Annotated in this window: 16 protein-coding genes; 5 read left to right on the forward strand and 11 right to left on the reverse strand. The window is 63.5% G+C overall.

Translation table 11 applies throughout. The annotated features are described in order from the left end of the window. Window positions 1-135: 135 nt before the first annotated feature. The 5 genes from purT to M2D63_RS03995 all read right to left on the reverse strand — a co-directional run bounded on the left by purT (window position 136) and on the right by M2D63_RS03995 (window position 3324). Window positions 136-1317: a formate-dependent phosphoribosylglycinamide formyltransferase gene (purT, locus tag M2D63_RS03975; RefSeq protein WP_285861497.1), complete on the reverse strand. Its 1182-nt coding sequence runs from the start codon at window positions 1315-1317 to the stop codon at window positions 136-138. A 96-nt stretch (window positions 1318-1413) separates the two neighbouring features. Continuing rightward, complete coding sequence (locus tag M2D63_RS03980; RefSeq protein ID WP_285861498.1) at window positions 1414-1881, reverse strand: VUT family protein; 468 nt, start codon at window positions 1879-1881, stop codon at window positions 1414-1416. 64 nt (window positions 1882-1945) lie between these two features. Continuing rightward, window positions 1946-2158, reverse strand: a complete 213-nt coding sequence (locus tag M2D63_RS03985) for a DUF1289 domain-containing protein (RefSeq protein ID WP_285861500.1) — start codon at window positions 2156-2158, stop codon at window positions 1946-1948. Next, window positions 2158-2682 (reverse strand): gamma carbonic anhydrase family protein, encoded by a 525-nt coding sequence (locus tag M2D63_RS03990; RefSeq protein WP_285861501.1) that lies wholly within the window; start codon window positions 2680-2682, stop codon window positions 2158-2160. The genes M2D63_RS03985 and M2D63_RS03990 overlap by 1 nt, the downstream gene beginning before the upstream one ends. Window positions 2683-2724: 42 nt before the next feature. Then, the gene (locus tag M2D63_RS03995) at window positions 2725-3324 is read right to left on the reverse strand and encodes a CoA pyrophosphatase (protein WP_285861502.1); all 600 of its coding nucleotides are present in this window, start codon (window positions 3322-3324) and stop codon (window positions 2725-2727) included. A 132-nt stretch (window positions 3325-3456) separates the two neighbouring features. Here M2D63_RS03995 and M2D63_RS04000 point away from each other — a divergent pair, with 132 nt between their 5' ends. Both M2D63_RS04000 and M2D63_RS04005 read left to right on the forward strand, forming a co-directional pair. After that, window positions 3457-4011, forward strand: a complete 555-nt coding sequence (locus M2D63_RS04000) for an NUDIX hydrolase (protein ID WP_285861503.1) — start codon at window positions 3457-3459, stop codon at window positions 4009-4011. A gap of 20 nt (window positions 4012-4031) precedes the next feature. Next, window positions 4032-4589, forward strand: coding sequence for a murein L,D-transpeptidase family protein (locus tag M2D63_RS04005; protein ID WP_285861504.1), 558 nt, complete (start codon window positions 4032-4034; stop codon window positions 4587-4589). 63 nt (window positions 4590-4652) lie between these two features. Here M2D63_RS04005 and M2D63_RS04010 read toward each other — a convergent pair whose 3' ends face one another. After that, window positions 4653-4964, reverse strand: a complete 312-nt coding sequence (locus M2D63_RS04010) for a YqfO family protein (RefSeq protein ID WP_285861505.1) — start codon at window positions 4962-4964, stop codon at window positions 4653-4655. Window positions 4965-4966: 2 nt separating this feature from the next. Continuing rightward, window positions 4967-8866: a phosphoribosylformylglycinamidine synthase gene (purL, locus tag M2D63_RS04015; protein WP_285861506.1), complete on the reverse strand. Its 3900-nt coding sequence runs from the start codon at window positions 8864-8866 to the stop codon at window positions 4967-4969. Between the two features lie 245 nt (window positions 8867-9111). On the opposite strand from purL, the gene mltF reads away from it, so the two are divergent. Then, window positions 9112-10569, forward strand: coding sequence for a membrane-bound lytic murein transglycosylase MltF (mltF, locus tag M2D63_RS04020; RefSeq protein WP_285861507.1), 1458 nt, complete (start codon window positions 9112-9114; stop codon window positions 10567-10569). A gap of 822 nt (window positions 10570-11391) precedes the next feature. Here the strand turns inward: mltF and tadA are convergent. From tadA to M2D63_RS04040, 4 genes are all read right to left on the reverse strand, one after another. Continuing rightward, complete coding sequence (gene tadA, locus M2D63_RS04025; protein ID WP_285861508.1) at window positions 11392-11871, reverse strand: tRNA adenosine(34) deaminase TadA; 480 nt, start codon at window positions 11869-11871, stop codon at window positions 11392-11394. After that, window positions 11871-13250: a multicopper oxidase family protein gene (locus M2D63_RS04030; protein WP_285861509.1), complete on the reverse strand. Its 1380-nt coding sequence runs from the start codon at window positions 13248-13250 to the stop codon at window positions 11871-11873. The genes tadA and M2D63_RS04030 overlap by 1 nt, the downstream gene beginning before the upstream one ends. 194 nt (window positions 13251-13444) lie before the next feature. After that, window positions 13445-14923 (reverse strand): APC family permease, encoded by a 1479-nt coding sequence (locus M2D63_RS04035; protein ID WP_285861510.1) that lies wholly within the window; start codon window positions 14921-14923, stop codon window positions 13445-13447. Between the two features lie 55 nt (window positions 14924-14978). Continuing rightward, on the reverse strand, window positions 14979-16472 hold the full coding sequence (locus M2D63_RS04040) for an aldehyde dehydrogenase (protein WP_285861511.1): 1494 nt from the start codon (window positions 16470-16472) through the stop codon (window positions 14979-14981). A gap of 243 nt (window positions 16473-16715) precedes the next feature. On the opposite strand from M2D63_RS04040, the gene M2D63_RS04045 reads away from it, so the two are divergent. Together M2D63_RS04045 and M2D63_RS04050 are read left to right on the forward strand one after the other, a co-directional pair. Further along, window positions 16716-17471 carry a FadR/GntR family transcriptional regulator gene (locus M2D63_RS04045; RefSeq protein WP_285861512.1) on the forward strand — a complete coding sequence of 252 codons (756 nt, stop codon included), beginning with the start codon at window positions 16716-16718 and terminating at the stop codon, window positions 17469-17471. Next, entirely contained in the window at window positions 17468-18193 is a 726-nt protein-coding gene (locus tag M2D63_RS04050) for a cache domain-containing protein (protein WP_285861513.1), read from the forward strand. The genes M2D63_RS04045 and M2D63_RS04050 overlap by 4 nt, the downstream gene beginning before the upstream one ends. Window positions 18194-18197: the final 4 nt, after the last annotated feature.

An 18197-nucleotide genomic window follows, 5' to 3' on the forward strand; every position in this document is an offset into this window, starting at 1 on the left:
GTGTTTCTTTTGTTTTTTGTTGTTTTTTTTTCACAACCCCCCCCCTCTTTTTTATAGAGTATCCTCTGGGGGGCCCCCCCCCCCACCCCGTGGGGGGGGGGGGGGGGCCCCCCCCCGCGATGAGGCCCTCAGGACTTAGAACTCAACCTTGACCGCCTGGGAAGCACGGGTCGCCTTGGCCCGGGCCGCTTCGATCGACTCGTCACGGGCCAGGCACACGCCCATGCGCCGCTGACCGTTGACCTCAGGCTTGCCGAACAGGCGAATGGCCGTGTCCGGCTCGCTCAGGGCCGCGCCCAGGTTGGCGAAGGCGGTCTGCTGTGACTGACCTTCCACCAGGATCACCGCCGATGCCGAAGGACCGAACTGACGAATCAGTGGAATCGGCAGGCCCAGGATCGCACGGGCATGCAGGGCGAACTGCGACAGGTCCTGGGAGATCAGGGTCACCAGGCCGGTGTCGTGCGGACGCGGCGAAACCTCGCTGAACCACACCTGATCGCCTTTGACGAACAGCTCGACGCCGAACAGGCCACGGCCACCCAGGGCCTCGGTAACCGCCTTGGCCACGCGCTCGGATTCAGCCAGGGCCACCGGGCTCATGGCCTGGGGTTGCCAGGATTCCTGATAGTCGCCCTTCTCCTGGCGATGGCCGACCGGCGCGCAGAAGGTGGTGCCACCGACATGACGCACGGTCAACAGGGTGATTTCGTAGTCGAAATCGATGAAGCCCTCGATGATCACCCGACCCTTGCCGGCGCGCCCGCCCTCCTGGGCATAGTCCCAGGCCTTCTGCAGGTCTTCGGTGCTCTTGAGCAGGCTCTGGCCCTTGCCCGAGGAGCTCATCACCGGCTTGACCACGCAAGGGAAGCCCAAGTCTTCAACCGCTGCACGGTAGTCTTCGAAGGTATCGGCGAAGTGGTACGGCGAGGTGGGCAGGTCCAGCTCTTCGGCGGCCAGGCGACGGATGCCTTCGCGGTTCATGGTCAACTGCGCGGCGCGCGCAGTCGGCACCACGGTGAAGCCTTCGTTTTCCAGCTCGACCAGGGTGGCGGTGGCGATAGCTTCGATCTCCGGCACGATGTAGTGCGGCTTCTCGGCCTCGATCACCGCACGCAAGGCAGCGCCGTCGAGCATGTTGATCACGTGGCTGCGATGGGCCACCTGCATGGCCGGGGCATTGGCGTAACGGTCCACGGCGATCACTTCAACGCCCAGGCGTTGCAGCTCGATCACCACTTCCTTGCCCAGCTCGCCGCAGCCACACAGCAGTACGCGGGTCGCGGTCGGCGACAATGGGGTTCCGATACGGGTCATTTCAGGTCCTCAGAGGGAAGGAATCCAGGGCCGTACCGTCGTCGGTGCAACCCGGTGAAAAGGAGCGCCATTTTACATGAACCGGGCCGCCCGGCCTCAGCCGGCAACGGCCTGCTTGCGCAAGCGCCAGGCCATGATCAGCCATACCGCCGTCACTCCGGCGAACTTGGAGGCCAGCGCAGTGCCGACCACAACCGGGGTCAGCGCACCGATCATGCCGAAGAAAATGAAGGTATCGATGGGAATGCTCAGCGCCGAGCTCAACCACAGGCGGTCGTGCAGCGGACGCCGGGTGATGCTGAAGACCAGCCAGTCGATCAGCTCCGACACTGCAAAGGCGGTGGCACTGGCCAGGGCGATAGCCGGCTCGGAGGTCACGTAGGACAGCACCAGGGCCACCAGCATGGCGACCAGCGCACCATGGCCGTAGCGGGTCTGCACCATGTCACGGAGGATGAACACCAGCCCGCCCCAGGCGGACCAGATGACATCGAGGTGCGGGGCACTGGAAAAGGCGTAGTTGATCAGCACGACGCTGCTGATGTAGGCAATCAGAAAAGGCATGGAATCGACCGCTGGGCAAGCCGTACAGGGTACTGCAGCGGCCGCCCGCGGCCAAGGGGCGCGATCAGCCGGCGACGCTGCCCGTGGCAAAAACCAGCCCGGCCGCCACCGCGCGCTCATGGCACAGCTTCAACACCTGGCGCCGCTCGGCATTGTCCATCCGGCCCCAGCGGGTGATTTCCTGGGCACTGCGCTGGCAGCCGGTGCAGATGTCGGCCTCGTCCAGGGCGCAGATATGCACGCAAGGCGAGGCGACCGGACGCTCACTGACGCTCATCAGTCCTCCTGCGGCGCGAGATCGCGGGCATAGCGCTCGGCGTTATGCACGTAATGGGCGGCGCTGGCTTCGAGCATCTTCTTCTGCGCTTCGGTCAATTCGCGCACGACCTTGCCAGGCGAGCCCACCACCAGCGAGCCGTCGGGAATCTCCTTGCCCTCGGGAATCAGGGCGTTGGCGCCGATGATGCAATGCTTGCCGATGCGCGCGCCGTTTAGGACTACCGCGTTGATCCCGACCAGGCTGTAGTCGCCCACGGTGCAACCATGGAGCATGGCGTTGTGGCCGACGGTCACGCCCTTGCCCAAGGTCAGCGGCGAGCCCATGTCGGTGTGCATCACGGTACCGTCCTGGACGTTGCTGTTCTCGCCGATGTCGATCAACTCGTTGTCGCCGCGCAGCACCGCGCCGAACCAGACATTGGCCCCGGCCTGCAGGCGTACCTTGCCAATCAGCGTGGCAGTGGGTGCCACCCAGCTGCGCGGATGGGTTTCGACCCGCAGGTCGCCCAGACGGTATTTCATGCGTGGATCCTCACGGTGCGGCGGTGATGGCGGGCGTCCCGCTCAAATGGGAGTAAAGCGCTCAGGCGGCTGGTGCAGGCTGATGTTGGCATCGTAAAGCAAGTTGACCAGCTCGACGATCATGATCGCCGACAGCCCCCAGATCTTGTACTCGCCAAAACGGTAGCTGGGCACGTACCAGCTGCGCCCCTGGTAGTCGATACGATGGGTGTGATCGCGCGGGTCCTGGCGGAAGAACTCCAGCGGAACGGTGAACACGGCAGCGATCTCGGCGTCGTTGGCCTGGTACTCGACATAGTCGGGAATCAGCCCGACGAAAGGCGTGACCTTCAAACCGTGCAACGAAATCAGCGGGCTCAGCGGACCAATGACCTCCACCAGCCCGGGCGGCAGGCCGATTTCCTCTTCGGCTTCACGCAGGGCGGTGAACACCAGGTCCGGGTCTTCCGGGTCGCGGCGCCCGCCCGGGAACGCCACCTCGCCGCCATGGGTCGACAGGCCCTTGGCGCGCAGGGTCAACACCAGCTCGGGCGACTCGCTGCGGGTAATGGGCAATAACACCGCAGCCTCGGGAAAACGACGATCGGTCTCCAGGGTGCTCGGCGTATGACTGCTCACGCGGCGAAGTAGCTCGTCCAGCATTGCTCTCTCTCGATTCCAAAGCCTGTCGTGCATGATGCACCAAAGCCGCCGGCCGCCCAACCCCTGCGGCAACCTGCTTGCAGCGGTGGCGACACTGGCGCCAAGATAGGCACAACCTACAGGAATAAAAGCATGAAATTCTGCAGTGCGTGCGGCAAACCGGTGGTTCAACGCATTCCCGAGGGCGATACCCGCCTGCGTTATGCCTGCGACCACTGCCATACCATCCATTACCAGAACCCCAATATCGTTGCCGGCGTGCTACCGACCTGGGGCAGCCAGGTATTGCTGTGCCGCCGCGCCATCGAGCCGCGCCGGGGGTACTGGACCCTGCCGGCCGGGTTCATGGAGAACGGCGAGACCCTGGAACAGGCCGCTCGTCGCGAAACCGTCGAGGAAGCCTGCGCCCGGGTCGGGCAGATGAGCCTGTACCAGTTGTTCGACCTGCCGCACATCAACCAGGTGCATGTGTTCTTTCGCGCCGAACTGGCCGACCTGGACTTCGCCGTCGGCGTCGAGAGCCTGGAAGTGCGACTTTTCGATGAAAGTGAAATCCCGTGGGACGAGCTGGCTTTCAGGACCATCAGTCGTACCCTAGAATGCTATTATCGTGACCGCATCGAGCAGCAGTACCCGATTGGCAACGAATGCCTGCCACCCTTGCTCGTCTCGTCACCCAACACCTAAGCTTTCAGGGATATCGTTTCATGCGCTGGTTGTTTGCCCTTTTCTGCCTCAGTGTGGCTTCGGTGTCCCAGGCAGCCTTTACCGAAACCATAATCACCAAGCCGATCGAAAAGGCGGCGCCCTCGCCTCTGCAGCTCAAACCCGAGCCCATCATTCCGATCGACAAGATCCTGGTGGTCAAGTCCCAGCGACGCCTGCAGCTGATCAGCGGCGGCGCCCCGCTCAAGACCTACCGCATCTCCCTGGGCAAGCAACCCAGGGGTGCCAAGCAGCGCGAAGGCGACAAACGCACCCCCGAAGGCTTCTACTGGATCGACTGGCGCAAGGTCAGCGACCGCTACAACCTGGCCATGCACGTGTCCTACCCGAACATCAGCGACTCGGCACGGGCACGGCGCGAAGGCGTGGAACCCGGCGGCATGATCATGATCCACGGCACCCCGCTGGATGAAGAGTACCCCGAAGAGTTCTTCCACACCCTGGACTGGACCGAAGGCTGCATCGCCATGACCAACCGCGACATGCGCGAAGTCTGGAACATGGTGCCGGACGGCACGATGATCGAAATCCGTCCCTGAGGTTCCAGACGGCCACAAAAAAGCCGCGACCGATGCAGATCGGTCGCGGCTTTTTTGTACACGTCAGAAGTCGGCGAGTTGCCAGACCTCATACGCCGGGGTTTGGTAAGGATGACTGTGCTTGAGCGCAGCGACCACCGCCTGGATCAGCGCGTCGGCCACCACCAGCTCGACCCGCCACTCTTCGACCTGCTCGACCACGCCGGCCTGCCCGATGAACGGCTGGCTGCCGTCCAGCGGGCGGAACTGGCCCTGGCCCAGCACCTGCCAGGCGCAGCAGTCATAGTCGCCGATGCGTCCGCCGCCTGCGGCGAACACAGCGGCCTTGACCACTTCGACATGGCTGGGCGGCACGAAGAAGGCGAGCTTGTACACCCTTAGTTCACCCAGACCCGCGCGTTGCGGAACATGCGCATCCACGCACCGTCTTCGTTCCAGTCATCCGGACGCCAGGAGTTCTGCACGGCACGGAAGACCCGCTCAGGGTGCGGCATCATGATGGTGACGCGACCGTCGCGGCTGGTGAGGCCGGTGATCCCGCGCGGCGAACCGTTCGGGTTGGCCGGGTAGGTCTCGGTGACCTTGCCATGATTGTCGACGAAGCGCAGGGCCACGCAACCGGACAGGTCGGCTTCGAGCAGTGCTTCTTCGCTGGCGAATTCGGCATGGCCTTCACCGTGGGCGATGGCGATCGGCATGTGCGAACCGGCCATGCCCTGCAGGAAGATCGAGTTCGACTTCTGTACTTCGACCATGGCCACACGGGCTTCGAACTGCTCGGAACGGTTGCGCACGAAGTGCGGCCAGAACTCGGTGCCCGGGATAAGCTCGTGCAGGTTGGACATCATCTGGCAACCGTTGCACACACCCAGGGTGAAGCTGTCGGTACGCTCGAAGAAGCCCTGGAAGGCATCGCGGGCACGGCTGTTGAACAGCGCCGACTTGGCCCAGCCTTCACCGGCGCCCAGTACGTCACCGTAGGAGAAGCCACCGCAGGCCACCAGGCCTTTGAAGGTTTCCAGGTCGACGCGGCCGGCGAGGATATCGCTCATGTGCACGTCGATGGCGTTGAAGCCGGCACGGTCGAAGGCCGCGGCCATCTCCACCTGGCCGTTGACGCCCTGCTCGCGCAGGATCGCCACTTGCGGACGCACACCCTTCTTGATGTACGGCGCGGCGATGTCCTGGTTGACGTCGAAGCCCAGCTTGACGCTCAGGCCCGGGTTGTCTTCTTCCAGCAGGTTGTCGAATTCCTGGTCGGCGCAGTCGGCGTTGTCGCGCAGGCGCTGGATCTGGTAGCTGGTCTCGGCCCACTGGCGCTGCAGCAGGCGACGCTCGCCCTTGAACAGCTCTTCGCCTTCGAACTTGACCAGCACTTCGCCGTTGTTGATCGGCTGGCCGATCACCGCGACACAGTCTTCGCCCAGGCCAGCGGCGCTGAACTGTGCCAGTACTTCACCGGTAGCGTCCTGGCGCACCTGGATCACCGCGCCCAGCTCTTCGTTGAAGAGGATGGCGGCGATCTTCTCGCGCTTGCTGGTCAGGGTGTCCAGTTCCAGCTCCAGGCCGCAGTGGCCGGCAAAGGCCATTTCCAGCACGGTGGTCATCAGGCCGCCGTCGGAACGGTCGTGGTAGGCCAAAAGGTGGCCATCGGCGTTCAGGCCCTGGATCACTGCGAAGAAGGCCTTGAGGTCTTCGGCGTCGTCGACGTCCGGTGCCTGGGCGGCCAGCTTGCCGTGGGTCTGGGCGAGGATCGAGGCGCCCATGCGGTTCTGGCCGCGGCCCAGGTCGATCAGGATCAGGTCGGTCTCGCCCTTGTCCATGCGCAGTTGCGGGGTCAGGGTCTTGCGTACGTCGACCACTGGAGCGAAGCCGCTGACGATCAGCGACATCGGCGCGGTGACGCTCTTCTCGGCACCCTCCTCGCTCCACTTGGTCTTCATCGACATGGAGTCCTTGCCCACCGGAATGGTCAGGCCCAGTGCCGGGCACAGGTCCATGCCGACGGCCTTGACGGTGTCGTACAGGCGGGCGTCTTCACCCGGGTGACCGGCGGCGGACATCCAGTTGGCCGACAGCTTGATGTCGGACAGCTTCTCGATGCGGGCGGCAGCCAGGTTGGTCAGGGTCTCGCCGATCGCCATGCGGCCGGAGGCCGGGGCGTCGAGCAGGGCCAGCGGAGTACGCTCGCCCATGGCCATGGCTTCACCGGTGTATACGTCGAAGCTGGTGGCGGTGACGGCGCAGTCGGCCACCGGTACCTGCCACGGGCCGACCATCTGGTCGCGGGCGACCAGGCCGGTGATGGTGCGGTCGCCAATGGTGATCAGGAAGCTCTTGCTGGCCACGGCCGGGTGACGCAGTACGCGCTCGACCGAGTCGCCCAGCTCCAGGCTGGCCGGGTCGAAGTCATCGCCCAGTTCCGCTTCACGGGTAACCGAACGGTGCATGCGCGGCGGCTTGCCCAGCAGCACGTCCAGCGGCATGTCCACCGGGGTGTTGTTGAAGTGGCTGTCGGTCACGGTCAGGTGAGCTTCTTCGGTGGCCTCGCCGACCACGGCGAACGGGCAGCGCTCGCGTTCGCAGATGGCCTTGAAGCGCTCGAAGTCGACGGCGCTGACCGCCAGCACATAGCGCTCCTGGGATTCGTTGGACCAGATCTCGTGCGGCGCCATGCCCGGCTCATCGTTGGGCACGTTGCGCAGCTCGAAGCGGCCACCGCGGCCACCGTCGTTGACCAGTTCCGGGAAGGCGTTGGAAATGCCGCCGGCGCCGACGTCGTGGATGAAGGCGATCGGGTTGTTGTCACCCAGCTGCCAGCAGCGGTCGATGACCTCCTGGCAACGGCGCTCCATTTCCGGATTTTCGCGCTGTACCGAGGCGAAGTCGAGGTCGGCGGAGCTGGCGCCGGTGGCGACCGACGACGCCGCGCCGCCACCCAGGCCGATCAGCATGGCCGGGCCGCCGAGCACGATCAGCTTGGCGCCGACGGTGATCTCGCCCTTCTGCACGTGGTCTTCACGGATGTTGCCCAGGCCGCCGGCGAGCATGATCGGCTTGTGGTAGCCGCGCACTTCTTCGCCGTGCGGGGTGTTGATCGACTGCTCGAAGGTACGGAAGTAGCCGGTCAGGGCCGGACGGCCGAATTCGTTGTTGAACGCCGCGCCGCCCAGTGGGCCGTCGACCATGATGTCGAGGGCGTTGACGATGCGCTCCGGCTTGCCGTAGGCCTTCTCCCAAGGCTGTTCGAAGCCCGGGATGCGCAGGTTGGATACGGTGAAGCCGGTGAGGCCGGCCTTGGGCTTGGCACCGCGACCGGTGGCGCCTTCGTCACGGATTTCGCCACCGGAACCGGTGGAGGCGCCGGAGAACGGCGAGATGGCGGTCGGATGGTTGTGGGTCTCGACCTTCATCAGGATGTGCACCGGCTCCTGCACCGCGCCGTACTGGCGGGTCTCAGGGTTCGGGAAGAAGCGGCCGGCAACGTTGCCGACGATCACCGAGGCGTTGTCCTTGTAGGCCGACAGCACGCCTTCGCTGTGCATCTGGTAGGTGTTCTTGATCATGCCGAACAGGCTCTTCTCCTGAGCCTGGCCGTCGATGTCCCAACTGGCGTTGAAGATCTTGTGGCGGCAGTGCTCGGAGTTGGCCTGGGCGAACATCATCAACTCGATGTCGTTCGGGTTGCGCGCAAGGTTCTGGAAGGCGGCGACCAGGTAGTCGATCTCGTCTTCGGCCAGGGCCAGGCCCAGGTCGACGTTGGCCTTCTCCAGCGCGGCGCGGCCACCGCCGAGGATGTCCACGGAGGTCATCGGCTTGGGCTGGGCGTGGCTGAACAGACCGGCGGCGTCTTCCAGGCGGCCCAGGACGATCTGGGTCATGCGGTCGTGCAGGATCTGCGCGACCAGGCCGGCGTCGGCCTCGCTCAGCTCGCCTGCGACGTAGTAGGCGATGCCGCGCTCCAGGCGCTGGATGTTCTCCAGGCCGCAGTTGTGGGCGATGTCGCTGGCTTTGCTCGACCAGGGCGAGATGGTGCCGAAGCGTGGCAGGACCAGGAACAGCCGACCGCTGGGCTCCTGTACCGGAACGCTGGGGCCGTACTTGAGCAGGCGCGCAAGCACTTGCTGTTGGTCGGCGGTCAGTTCGCCGTCAACCTCGGCGAAATGAGCGAATTCAGCATACAAACCACTAACAGCGGGGACTTTCTGGCTCAATTGCTCGAGTAATTTACCGTGGCGAAAGGCAGAAAGGGCAGGAGCGCCGCGCAGGATCAACATCGTCGGGACAGCCTCAGGAAGGGGGTGTGCTTAGAGGCCGTGCATTCTAGCCTAATTCCGCCGCTTCCGGCACCCGCAACACTGCATTCTGACGCATCCGCATGTCGGCGCAGCGAACCGGACCCGAGGGTCAAAAAAACCATCGATTCCACTCGACCAGCCGCCCCTGCCACAAAGCTCGCTAGCAGACCAGCTATCGGTTGTCGAGATATGGCGGGACCGGTGCTTTGCGTATACTGCAACCTATGTTCGCCCAAACAGCTTTGCGCCAGCGCTGCGCCAGATGGCTCATCGCAACCGGACTCTTCCTGATGCTCGCTGCCTGCGTTGAAAAACCCGGCACTCTGGAGCGCGTCAAGGAGGACGGTGTGCTGCGCGTGGTCACCCGCAACAGCCCCGCCACCTATTTCCAGGACCGCAACGGTGAAACCGGCTTCGAGTACGAGCTGGTCAAGCGTTTTGCCGATGACCTGGGGGTGGAGCTGAAGATCGAGACGGCAGACAACCTCGACGAGCTGTTCGACCAGCTCGGCAAGCCTTCAGGCCCGGTACTGGCTGCCGCCGGCCTGGTCAGCAGCGAGCAGCGAAAGTCCCAGGTACGCTTTTCCCACCCCTACCTGGAAGTGACCCCGCAGATCATCTACCGCAACGGCCGCTCGCGCCCCACCGATGCCAAGGACCTGGTCGGCAAGAAGATCATGGTGCTCAAGGGCAGCAGCCATGCCGAGCAAATGGCCGAGCTTAAAAAGAAGTATCCAACCCTTGAATACGAAGAATCCGACGCAGTGGAAGTCGTTGACCTACTGCGCATGGTCGATGAAGGGCAGATCGACCTGACCCTGGTCGACTCCAACGAACTGGCGATGAACCAGGTCTACTTCCCCAACGTGCGGGTCGCCTTCGACCTGGGCGACGCCCGTGACCAGCGCTGGGCGGTGGCCGCCGGCGACGACAACAGCCTGCTCAACGAGATCAACGAATTTCTCGACAAGGTGCAGAAGAATGGCACCTTGCAGCGTCTGAAAGATCGCTATTACGGCCACGTCGATGTACTGGGCTATGTAGGTGCCTATACCTTCGCCCAGCACCTGCAGCAGCGTTTGCCGCGCTACGAGAAGCACTTCAAGGACTCGGCCAAGAAGGAACAGGTCGACTGGCGCCTGCTGGCGGCCATCGGCTACCAGGAGTCCATGTGGCAGGCCGAAGTCACCTCCAAGACCGGCGTGCGCGGCCTGATGATGCTGACCCAGCGCACTGCCCAGGCCATGGGCGTCTCCAACCGCCTGGACCCGGTGCAGAGCATTCGTGGCGGCGCCAAATACTTCATGCACGTGAAGGACGAACTGGACGACTCGATCAAGGAGCCGGACCGCACCTGGTTCGCCCTGGCCGCCTACAACGTCGGCAGCGGCCACCTGGACGATGCGCGCAAGCTGGCCAAGCGAGAAGGCCTGAACCCGAACAAGTGGCTGGACGTCAAGAAGATGCTGCCGCGCCTGTCCCAGAAGCAGTGGTACAGCAAGACCCGCTACGGCTATGCCCGCGGTGGTGAGCCGGTGCATTTCGTGGCCAACATCCGGCGCTACTACGACATCCTCACCTGGGTGACCCAGCCACAGCTGGAAGGCAGCCAGGTCGCCGACGGCAACCTGCATGTCCCGGGCGTCAACAAGACCAAGCCACCGGAAGCGCCGCAGCTCTAAAGGCCCCGCCCTGCCCCCGTGGGAGCTGGCGAAGCCTGCGATCGACTGCGCAGCAGTCGCAACCCAGCCACCGCGGTAGACCAGATACCTCCGACACATCAGGTTTTACGGCCGTTTCACGGCCGATCGCAGCCTGGCGGCAGCTCCCACCGAAGCTGATACCACCCGTCCCCGTGGAAGCTGGCGAAGCCTGCGATCGACTGCGCAGCAGTCGCAACCCAGCCACCGCGGTAGACCAGATACCTCCGACACACATCAGGTTTTACGGCCGTTTCACGGCCGATCGCAGCCTGGCGGCAGCTCCCACCGAAGCTGATACCACCCATCCCCGTGGGAGCTGGCGAAGCCTGCGATCGACTGCGCAGCAGTCGCAACCCAGCCACCGCGGTAGACCAGATACCTCCGACACACATCAGGTTTTACGGCCGTTTCACGGCCGATCGCAGCCTGGCGGCAGCTCCCACCGAAGCTGATACCACCCGCCCTTGTGGGAGCTGGCGAAGCCTGCGATCGACTGCACAGCAGTCGCAACCCAATCACCGCGGTAGACCAGATACCTCCGACACATCAGGTTTCACGGCCGATCGCAGCCTGGCGGCAGCTCCCACCGAAGCTGATACCGCCCGTCCCCGAGGGAGCTGGCGAAGCCTGCGATCGACTGCGCAGCAGTCGCAACCCAGCCACCTCGGTAGACCAGATACCTCCGACACATCAGGTTTTGCGGCCGATCGCAGCCTGGCGGCAGCTCCCACCGAAGCTGATACCACCCGCCCCGTGGGAGCTGGCGAAGCCTGCGATCGACTGCACGGGGTATCAGCTACGTCAGGCCTTCGCCCGCCGCGCCTTGAAGAACTCGGACAGAATCGTCCCGCACTCCTCGGCCAGCACGCCGCCTTCGAATATCACCCGATGGTTGAGAAAACCCTGGGTAAAGAACTGCCCCTGGCTCTGCACGATGCCCGCCTTGGGCTCCAGGGCGCCGTACACCACCCGGGCGATGCGCGAATGGACGATCAGCCCTGCGCACATGCTGCACGGCTCCAGGGTCACGTAGAGGGTGCTGCCCGGCAGGCGGTAATTGCTCGCGGCCTGGGCGGCGGCGCGAATCGCGACCATTTCGGCATGGGCGCTGGGATCACTGCCACTGATCGGGCAATTGAAGCCCCGGCCAATGACCTGGCCATGCTGCACCAGCACCGCGCCCACCGGCACCTCGCCCATGGCCGCGCCCTGGGCGGCCAGTTCCAGGGCCTGGCGCATGAATTCCTGGTCGCGGCTGCGATCGATGATCTGCGCGCGCATCAGGCCACCTCGATCGCGGCCATCAGGCCGGTTTCCATATGATCGATCACGTGGCAGTGGAACATCCAGGTCCCCGGGTTATCCGCCACCAGCGCCACCTGGGCACGCTCGTTCTTGCCCAGCAGGTAGGTGTCGGTGAACCAGGGTTCGACGATCTTGCGCCGATTGGAGGCGATCACCTTGAAACTCATGCCGTGCAGGTGAATCGGGTGCTGGTACTGGGTCATGTTCTTCAGCTCGAGGATGTAGCTCTTGCCCTTCTTGAGCGTGGCGATAGGCCGCTCGGCACAGGTCTTGTCGGTGATGTCCCAAGCCTGACCGTTGATCTGCCACAGGCTCGGCGGCTTGCCGTTCTCGGTGTTCACCGAGACCTTGCCGACCCATTCGAAATTGAAGTTGAGCTTCTCGGCGCTGGCCAGGTCCGGCTCGGCGATCGGGTTGGGCGGCAGCGCCTCGGGCCAGTCGCCGGGCGACTCGTTGCTGGCCACCGAACGCAGGGTACCCAGACGCACGAAACCATCGCGCAGCGAGAGCTCTTCGCCCGCCTCGGGAATACGGATCGCCAGGCAGATACGCATGCCCGGGCCGAGCCAGTAGTCATCATCCAGCGGGCGCGGAGTGACCGGGTTGCCGTCGAGGGCATAGATCATTGCTTCGCAGTTGCCCTTGAGGTTCAACCGGTAGGTCCAGGTGTTGTCCAGGTTCAACAGGCGCACCCGCACCACCTGCCCTGCCGGCAACTCGGTGACCGAGTCGGCCTGGCCGTTGATGGTGATCAGGCGTCCGGCGGTACCGTTGCGGGCCGCCTCGCGGGGGATGCTGAACGGCATCCAGGCGCCCTGCTCGTCGACATGCCAGTTTTTCAGGCTCAGGGTGCGCTCATGCCTGAAGCCGGTGGGCTCGCGCTCCTCGACGATCAGCGGGCCGACCAGGCCGCGCCCCAGCTCCTCGGAGCTGGCAACATGGGGGTGGTACCAATAGCTGCCGGCATCCGGCACGCGGAATTTGTAGTCGAAGAATTCGCCCGGCTTGACCGGCAGTTGCGACACGTAGGGCACGCCGTCCATTTCCAGCGGCAGGCGGATGCCGTGCCAGTGGATGGTGGTCTCGACCGGCAGCTGGTTGATGAAGCGCACCCGCAACCATTCCCCCTGGCGCACCCGCAGTTCGGTACCCGGTGCAGACGGGCCGAAGGCCCAGGCTTCGGTCTTGTGCCCGGCTACCAGCTCGACATCCAGCGGTGCGGCAATCAGCACATAGTCTTGCCCGGCGTTCGGGTCGGGGCGCCCCAGCCAGTAGCGGGCAGCGCCTCCGGCGCCCAGGCCGATTGCCACCAGGCCGGTCAGGCCTCCGAGTATTTGTCGCCGGGTAAAGGACATGCAGCGGGTACCTCGTATTGCCAGGAACAACATGCCGGCACCTGGCCAGGTGCCGGCGATGAAGGGCGAATACGATACACCTGCACTTGAGAAAGATTAAGTGAAGAGTTGCCGCAGGACCCGGCCTGGCCGAATGCAGACGAAAAAGAGCAGGCATCACTGCCTGCTCTTTTTCACCGGGAAGGCATCACGCACTAGATCTTGTGCAGCTTCCAGGCATCGGCAAACGGCGCCGTGCCTTTGTCATAGGGCTTGAACATGGCCATGTAGACCAGGCCGATGCCAATGACCACTGCGGCGGTGAGCAAGATCCCGTAGTTGCTGTACCAAGGGGCATCCGGCGTACGCGGCCATGACATGTTGGCGACCGCCAGCAAGCCGTAGACCAGCGCCAGAACGTTCACGATCCAGCCCCAGCCGCCCAGGGTGAACTGACCTGCCGGCTTCCAGCCGCGAAGCCGGGCGAACAGCGCGCCACCCACGATCATCTGGAACGACAGGTAAATGCCGATGGCCGCAAAGCTGACGATGATTGCGATCGCATTTTCCAGGTAGAACCCCGCACAGACGATGGCCGCCGGGATCACGCCGCAGGTGATCAACGCTGCAGAGGGAACTCGGGTAGTGGGCGAAAGACGCTTGAGCAGGCCGCTGCCCATGACCATTTCATCCCGGGCAAAGGAGTACAGCAGGCGGCTGGCCGCAGCCTGCAGGCTGAGGACGCAGGACACGAAGGAGACCGTGATGACCGCCGTGACGATTTTCCATCCGGTTGGCCCGAAGGCATTACCCATGATGGTCGACATAGGGTCCTTGTCTTCACCCGACAGCACCTTGGCAATGTCCGGAACCGCCAGGATCAGAGCCAACGCAGCAAAGATCGCGGCACCACCACCGATGTAGATGGTCATGCGCATGGCCTTGGGAATGCGCTTGCTCGGGTTTGGCGTCTCTTCAGCCACGTCACCGCAGGCCTCGAAGCCATAGTAGAGGAACATGCCGGCCAGCGACGCGGTCAGGAACGCCGGCCAGTAACTGCCATCGATTCGGATGTCGAAGGTATTGAATAGCACCGAGAACGGCTGATGACGCTCGAAGATCAGCAGGTAACCACCGATCACGATCGCGCCCAGCAACTCGCAGATGAATCCGAACATCGCGACCTTAGCCAGCAGCTTGGTCCCGCTCAGGTTCAGTGCAGTCGCCATCACGGTCAACGCCAGTGCGACGAAGGTGTTGGTCACCGGGCTCGGTTCGAAACCCAGCATGGCCGCGATGTAGGGGCCGGCCCCCAGTGCGACGGCAGCAATGGTCACGCACAGCGAAACGGAGTAGATCCAGCCCACCATCCAGGCCCAGCGCTTGCCCACCAGGCGACGTGCCCAGGGGTAGACGCCTCCGGAGATCGGAAATTGCGAAACCACCTCGCAGAAAATCAGGCAGACCAGCATCTGCCCGAAGCCGACCAGCAAGTATGACCAGAACATCGGCGGCCCGCCCGCCGCCAGGCACAGACCGAAAAGCGTATAAACGCCCACGACCGGCGAAAGGTAGGTGAAGCCCAACGCAAAGTTTTCCCACAGGCTCATGCTTCTTTCGAAGTTCGACGTATAGCCAAGCGCCTTGAGCTGGGCGGCATCGCTGTCCACCGCGGTGAATTCGGAGCTGTTCATGTTGTTATCCTGAGGACAATGTCCTGTCGGCAGTTATTGTTTTTGCTTTGCTGACTTACAACTTGATCCAGGTGGCTTTCAGTTCGGTGTACTTGTCGAACGCATGCAGCGACTTGTCGCGACCGTTGCCCGATTGCTTGAAGCCGCCAAAGGGTGCGGTCATGTCACCGCCGTCGTACTGGTTGATCCATACGCTACCGGCACGCAGCGCCCTGGCGGTCAGGTGCGCCTTGGAGATATCGGCGGTCCACACGGCAGCGGCCAGGCCATAGGGTGTGTCGTTGGCGATGCTGATGGCTTCCTCGGCGGTGTCGAAGGTGATTACCGACAGCACCGGGCCGAAAATCTCTTCCTGGGCAATCTTCATGGCGTTGCTGACGCCGTCGAAGATAGTCGGCTCGACATAGGTGCCGCCGGTTTCTTCCAGGACCCGCTTGCCGCCCACCAGCAGCGTGGCGCCGTCATTGCGGCCGGACTCGATGTAAGACAGCACGGTGTTCATCTGCTGGGTGTCGACCAGCGCACCGACATTGGTGTCCGGGTCCAGCGGGTTGCCGGGCTTCCAACCCTTGAGGGCCTCGACCACCAGCGGCAGGAACCTGTCCTTGATCGAGCGCTCGACCAGCAGGCGCGAACCGGCGGTGCAGACTTCGCCCTGGTTGAAGGCAATGGCGCCGGCGGCGGCTTCGGCGGCGGCGTTCAGGTCCGGCGCATCGGCGAAGACGATGTTCGGGCTCTTGCCGCCGGCTTCCAGCCAGACGCGTTTCATGTTCGATTCGCCAGCGTAGACCAGCAGTTGCTTGGCGATCCTGGTCGAGCCGGTGAACACCAGGGTATCGACGTCCATGTGCAGGGCCAGGGCCTTGCCGACGGTATGGCCATAGCCTGGCAGCACGTTGAGCACACCGGCCGGGATACCGGCTTCGATCGCCAGCTGGGCGATACGGATTGCGGTCAGCGGCGATTTTTCCGACGGCTTGAGGATCACCGAGTTACCGGTAGCCAGGGCCGGGCCGAGCTTCCAGCACGCCATCATCAACGGGAAGTTCCACGGCACGATAGCGGCGACGACGCCGACCGGCTCGCGGGTCACCAGCCCCAGCTGATCGTGGGCAGTAGCCGCCACCTCATCGTAGATCTTGTCGATGGCTTCACCGCTCCAGCTCAGCGCCTGGGCCGCGCCGGGAACGTCAACGGCCAGCGAGTCGCTGATCGGCTTGCCCATGTCCAGGGTTTCCAGCAGCGCCAGCTCGTCGGCATTGGCTTGCAGCAAGTCGCCGAAACGCACCATGACCTGCTTTCTGTCCGCCGGCGCCATGCGCGACCAGACACCGGAATCGAATGTGGCACGCGCCACCGCAACGGCGCGATTGGCGTCTGCAGCCGAGCAGCTGGCGACCTTGGCCAGCAGTCGGCCATCGACCGGACTCATACAATCGAAGGTTTCTCCCTCGATGGCGTGGGTATAGTCCCCACCGATAAACGCACGCCCTTCTATCTTCAGTGCCTGTGCGCGAGCTTCCCAGGTGCCAAGCGTTGGATTCGTCATGACGGTGCCATTCCTCTGTGTCGATGCCAGTGCCTGTCAGCGCTCCCGGTGCCCCCGAAGCCAGGCTTTTATTAAACATATGAAACCGTATCTTATGCTCGACAAACTGCCAAACCCGGGGTCGTTTTTATCTAAAAACGACATTTTTTCGACTGCATCTTGGCTGTGATCGGCATTTTTGTTGCACACCAGGCGGGATATGACTAAAAGAACCTTGGTTCCATATCTTTTGCGACGGACAGGATGACTCAACCGAATAAAGTGAACCGCCTTTCCCTGCTACAGGTCAGCCAGGAGGGCAAGCCCGAGGAAGTGGCACGCCGGCTGCTGGAGGTCATCGGTCTCGGCCTGATCAGTGAGGGCGAACAATTGCCCAGTGAAAGCGAGCTGGCGAGCCGTTTCGGCGTGGCCACCGTAACCCTGCGCGATGCCCTGGCGATTCTGCGCCAGCGCGGCGTTGTCGCCACCAAGCGCGGAAGAAATGGCGGCAGTTTCGTCTGCGCCCCCGTGGAAGTATCCGATGATTTTCTCAAGCTCAGGCTAAGCAACATGAGTTCGCTGGAGCTGCGCGAGCTGTGCGACGAGCATGTCGCGATTTCAGCTACCGCCGCAGGCCTGGCGGCCAGTCGCTCGTCCAGCGTCCATCACCAACGCCTGGAGCACTTCGTCACGGCACTCCAGGAGGCCACGACACGCAGCGAACTGCGACGGGCCGATGCGCGATTCCACATCGAGATCGCCGTCGCCGCCCAGTCGGTGCGTTTGACCCACGCCGAAGTGCGGCTGCAGTCTGAAATAGGCGAGCTGCATTGGATCTCCACCAACGACGCGCAGAAAAACACGGCCATTGCCGAGCACCGGGCCATACTCCAGGCAGTGATGGCTGGCGAATCCAACCTGGCCAGCGCACTGACAGAAGCCCATGTCAAAGAAGGCATCAAGCGCCTGATGGATTTGCGCTTCCAGTTGCTTGGGCTGCAAGAGAGCAGATTGTCATGATCACCACAGAACTGAACGAAGAGCGCCGTCAGTGTACCCAGCGGCTCGAAGAGGTATTCAGCACGGTGTTCGAGCAACTCGACACCTTGGCCGAACACGTGGTGACGGTCTGGGACGCGCTTGCCGTCGAACGCAGGAAGCCGACCTCCAGGGACCTGGCGTTCCTGCAGGCAACTATCGAAGAGCGGCTGTCAACCAACGACACTTACATCAACGGCACCGGCGTGGTGCTGGAACCGGGCGAGCTCGCCGATCAAGAGCTGTTCCTTCAATGGTTCTACCGCCCGGCCAGCGGAAAGATCGCGCCGATGACGCTGAACTTCAACCGCCAGAGCGAAAGCTTCTACAACTACCAGGGCATGCCCTGGTTCACCCGTCCCAAGCTGACGCTCCAGCCATCGGTCGAAGGGCCGTTCGTCGACCTCTACGGCACCGAGCTCTACATACTGGCCTTCTCCGTGCCGATCCTCGTCGGCGGGCATTTTGTCGGCGTCGCGGCGGCGGATATTGCCCTGCATGAGTTCGATCCAGTGCTCACCCGCTGCCTGCTACGCATGAAGAACGAAGCGTTCATCATCAACGGCGAAGGCCGCATCGTCGCTGCCAATTCCGCCAACTGGTTCGTCGGCAACATGGCCAGCCGCCCGGCCGCTGCCAAGGTACACAAGCTCGAACCGCTGTCGATCGACTGGTCGCTGGTTGAACTGCCGACGCCGAGATAGGCCA

Origin of the sequence: Pseudomonas sp. BJa5, assembly GCF_030272875.2 — a bacterium.
Taxonomy (GTDB): Bacteria; Pseudomonadota; Gammaproteobacteria; order Pseudomonadales; family Pseudomonadaceae; genus Aquipseudomonas.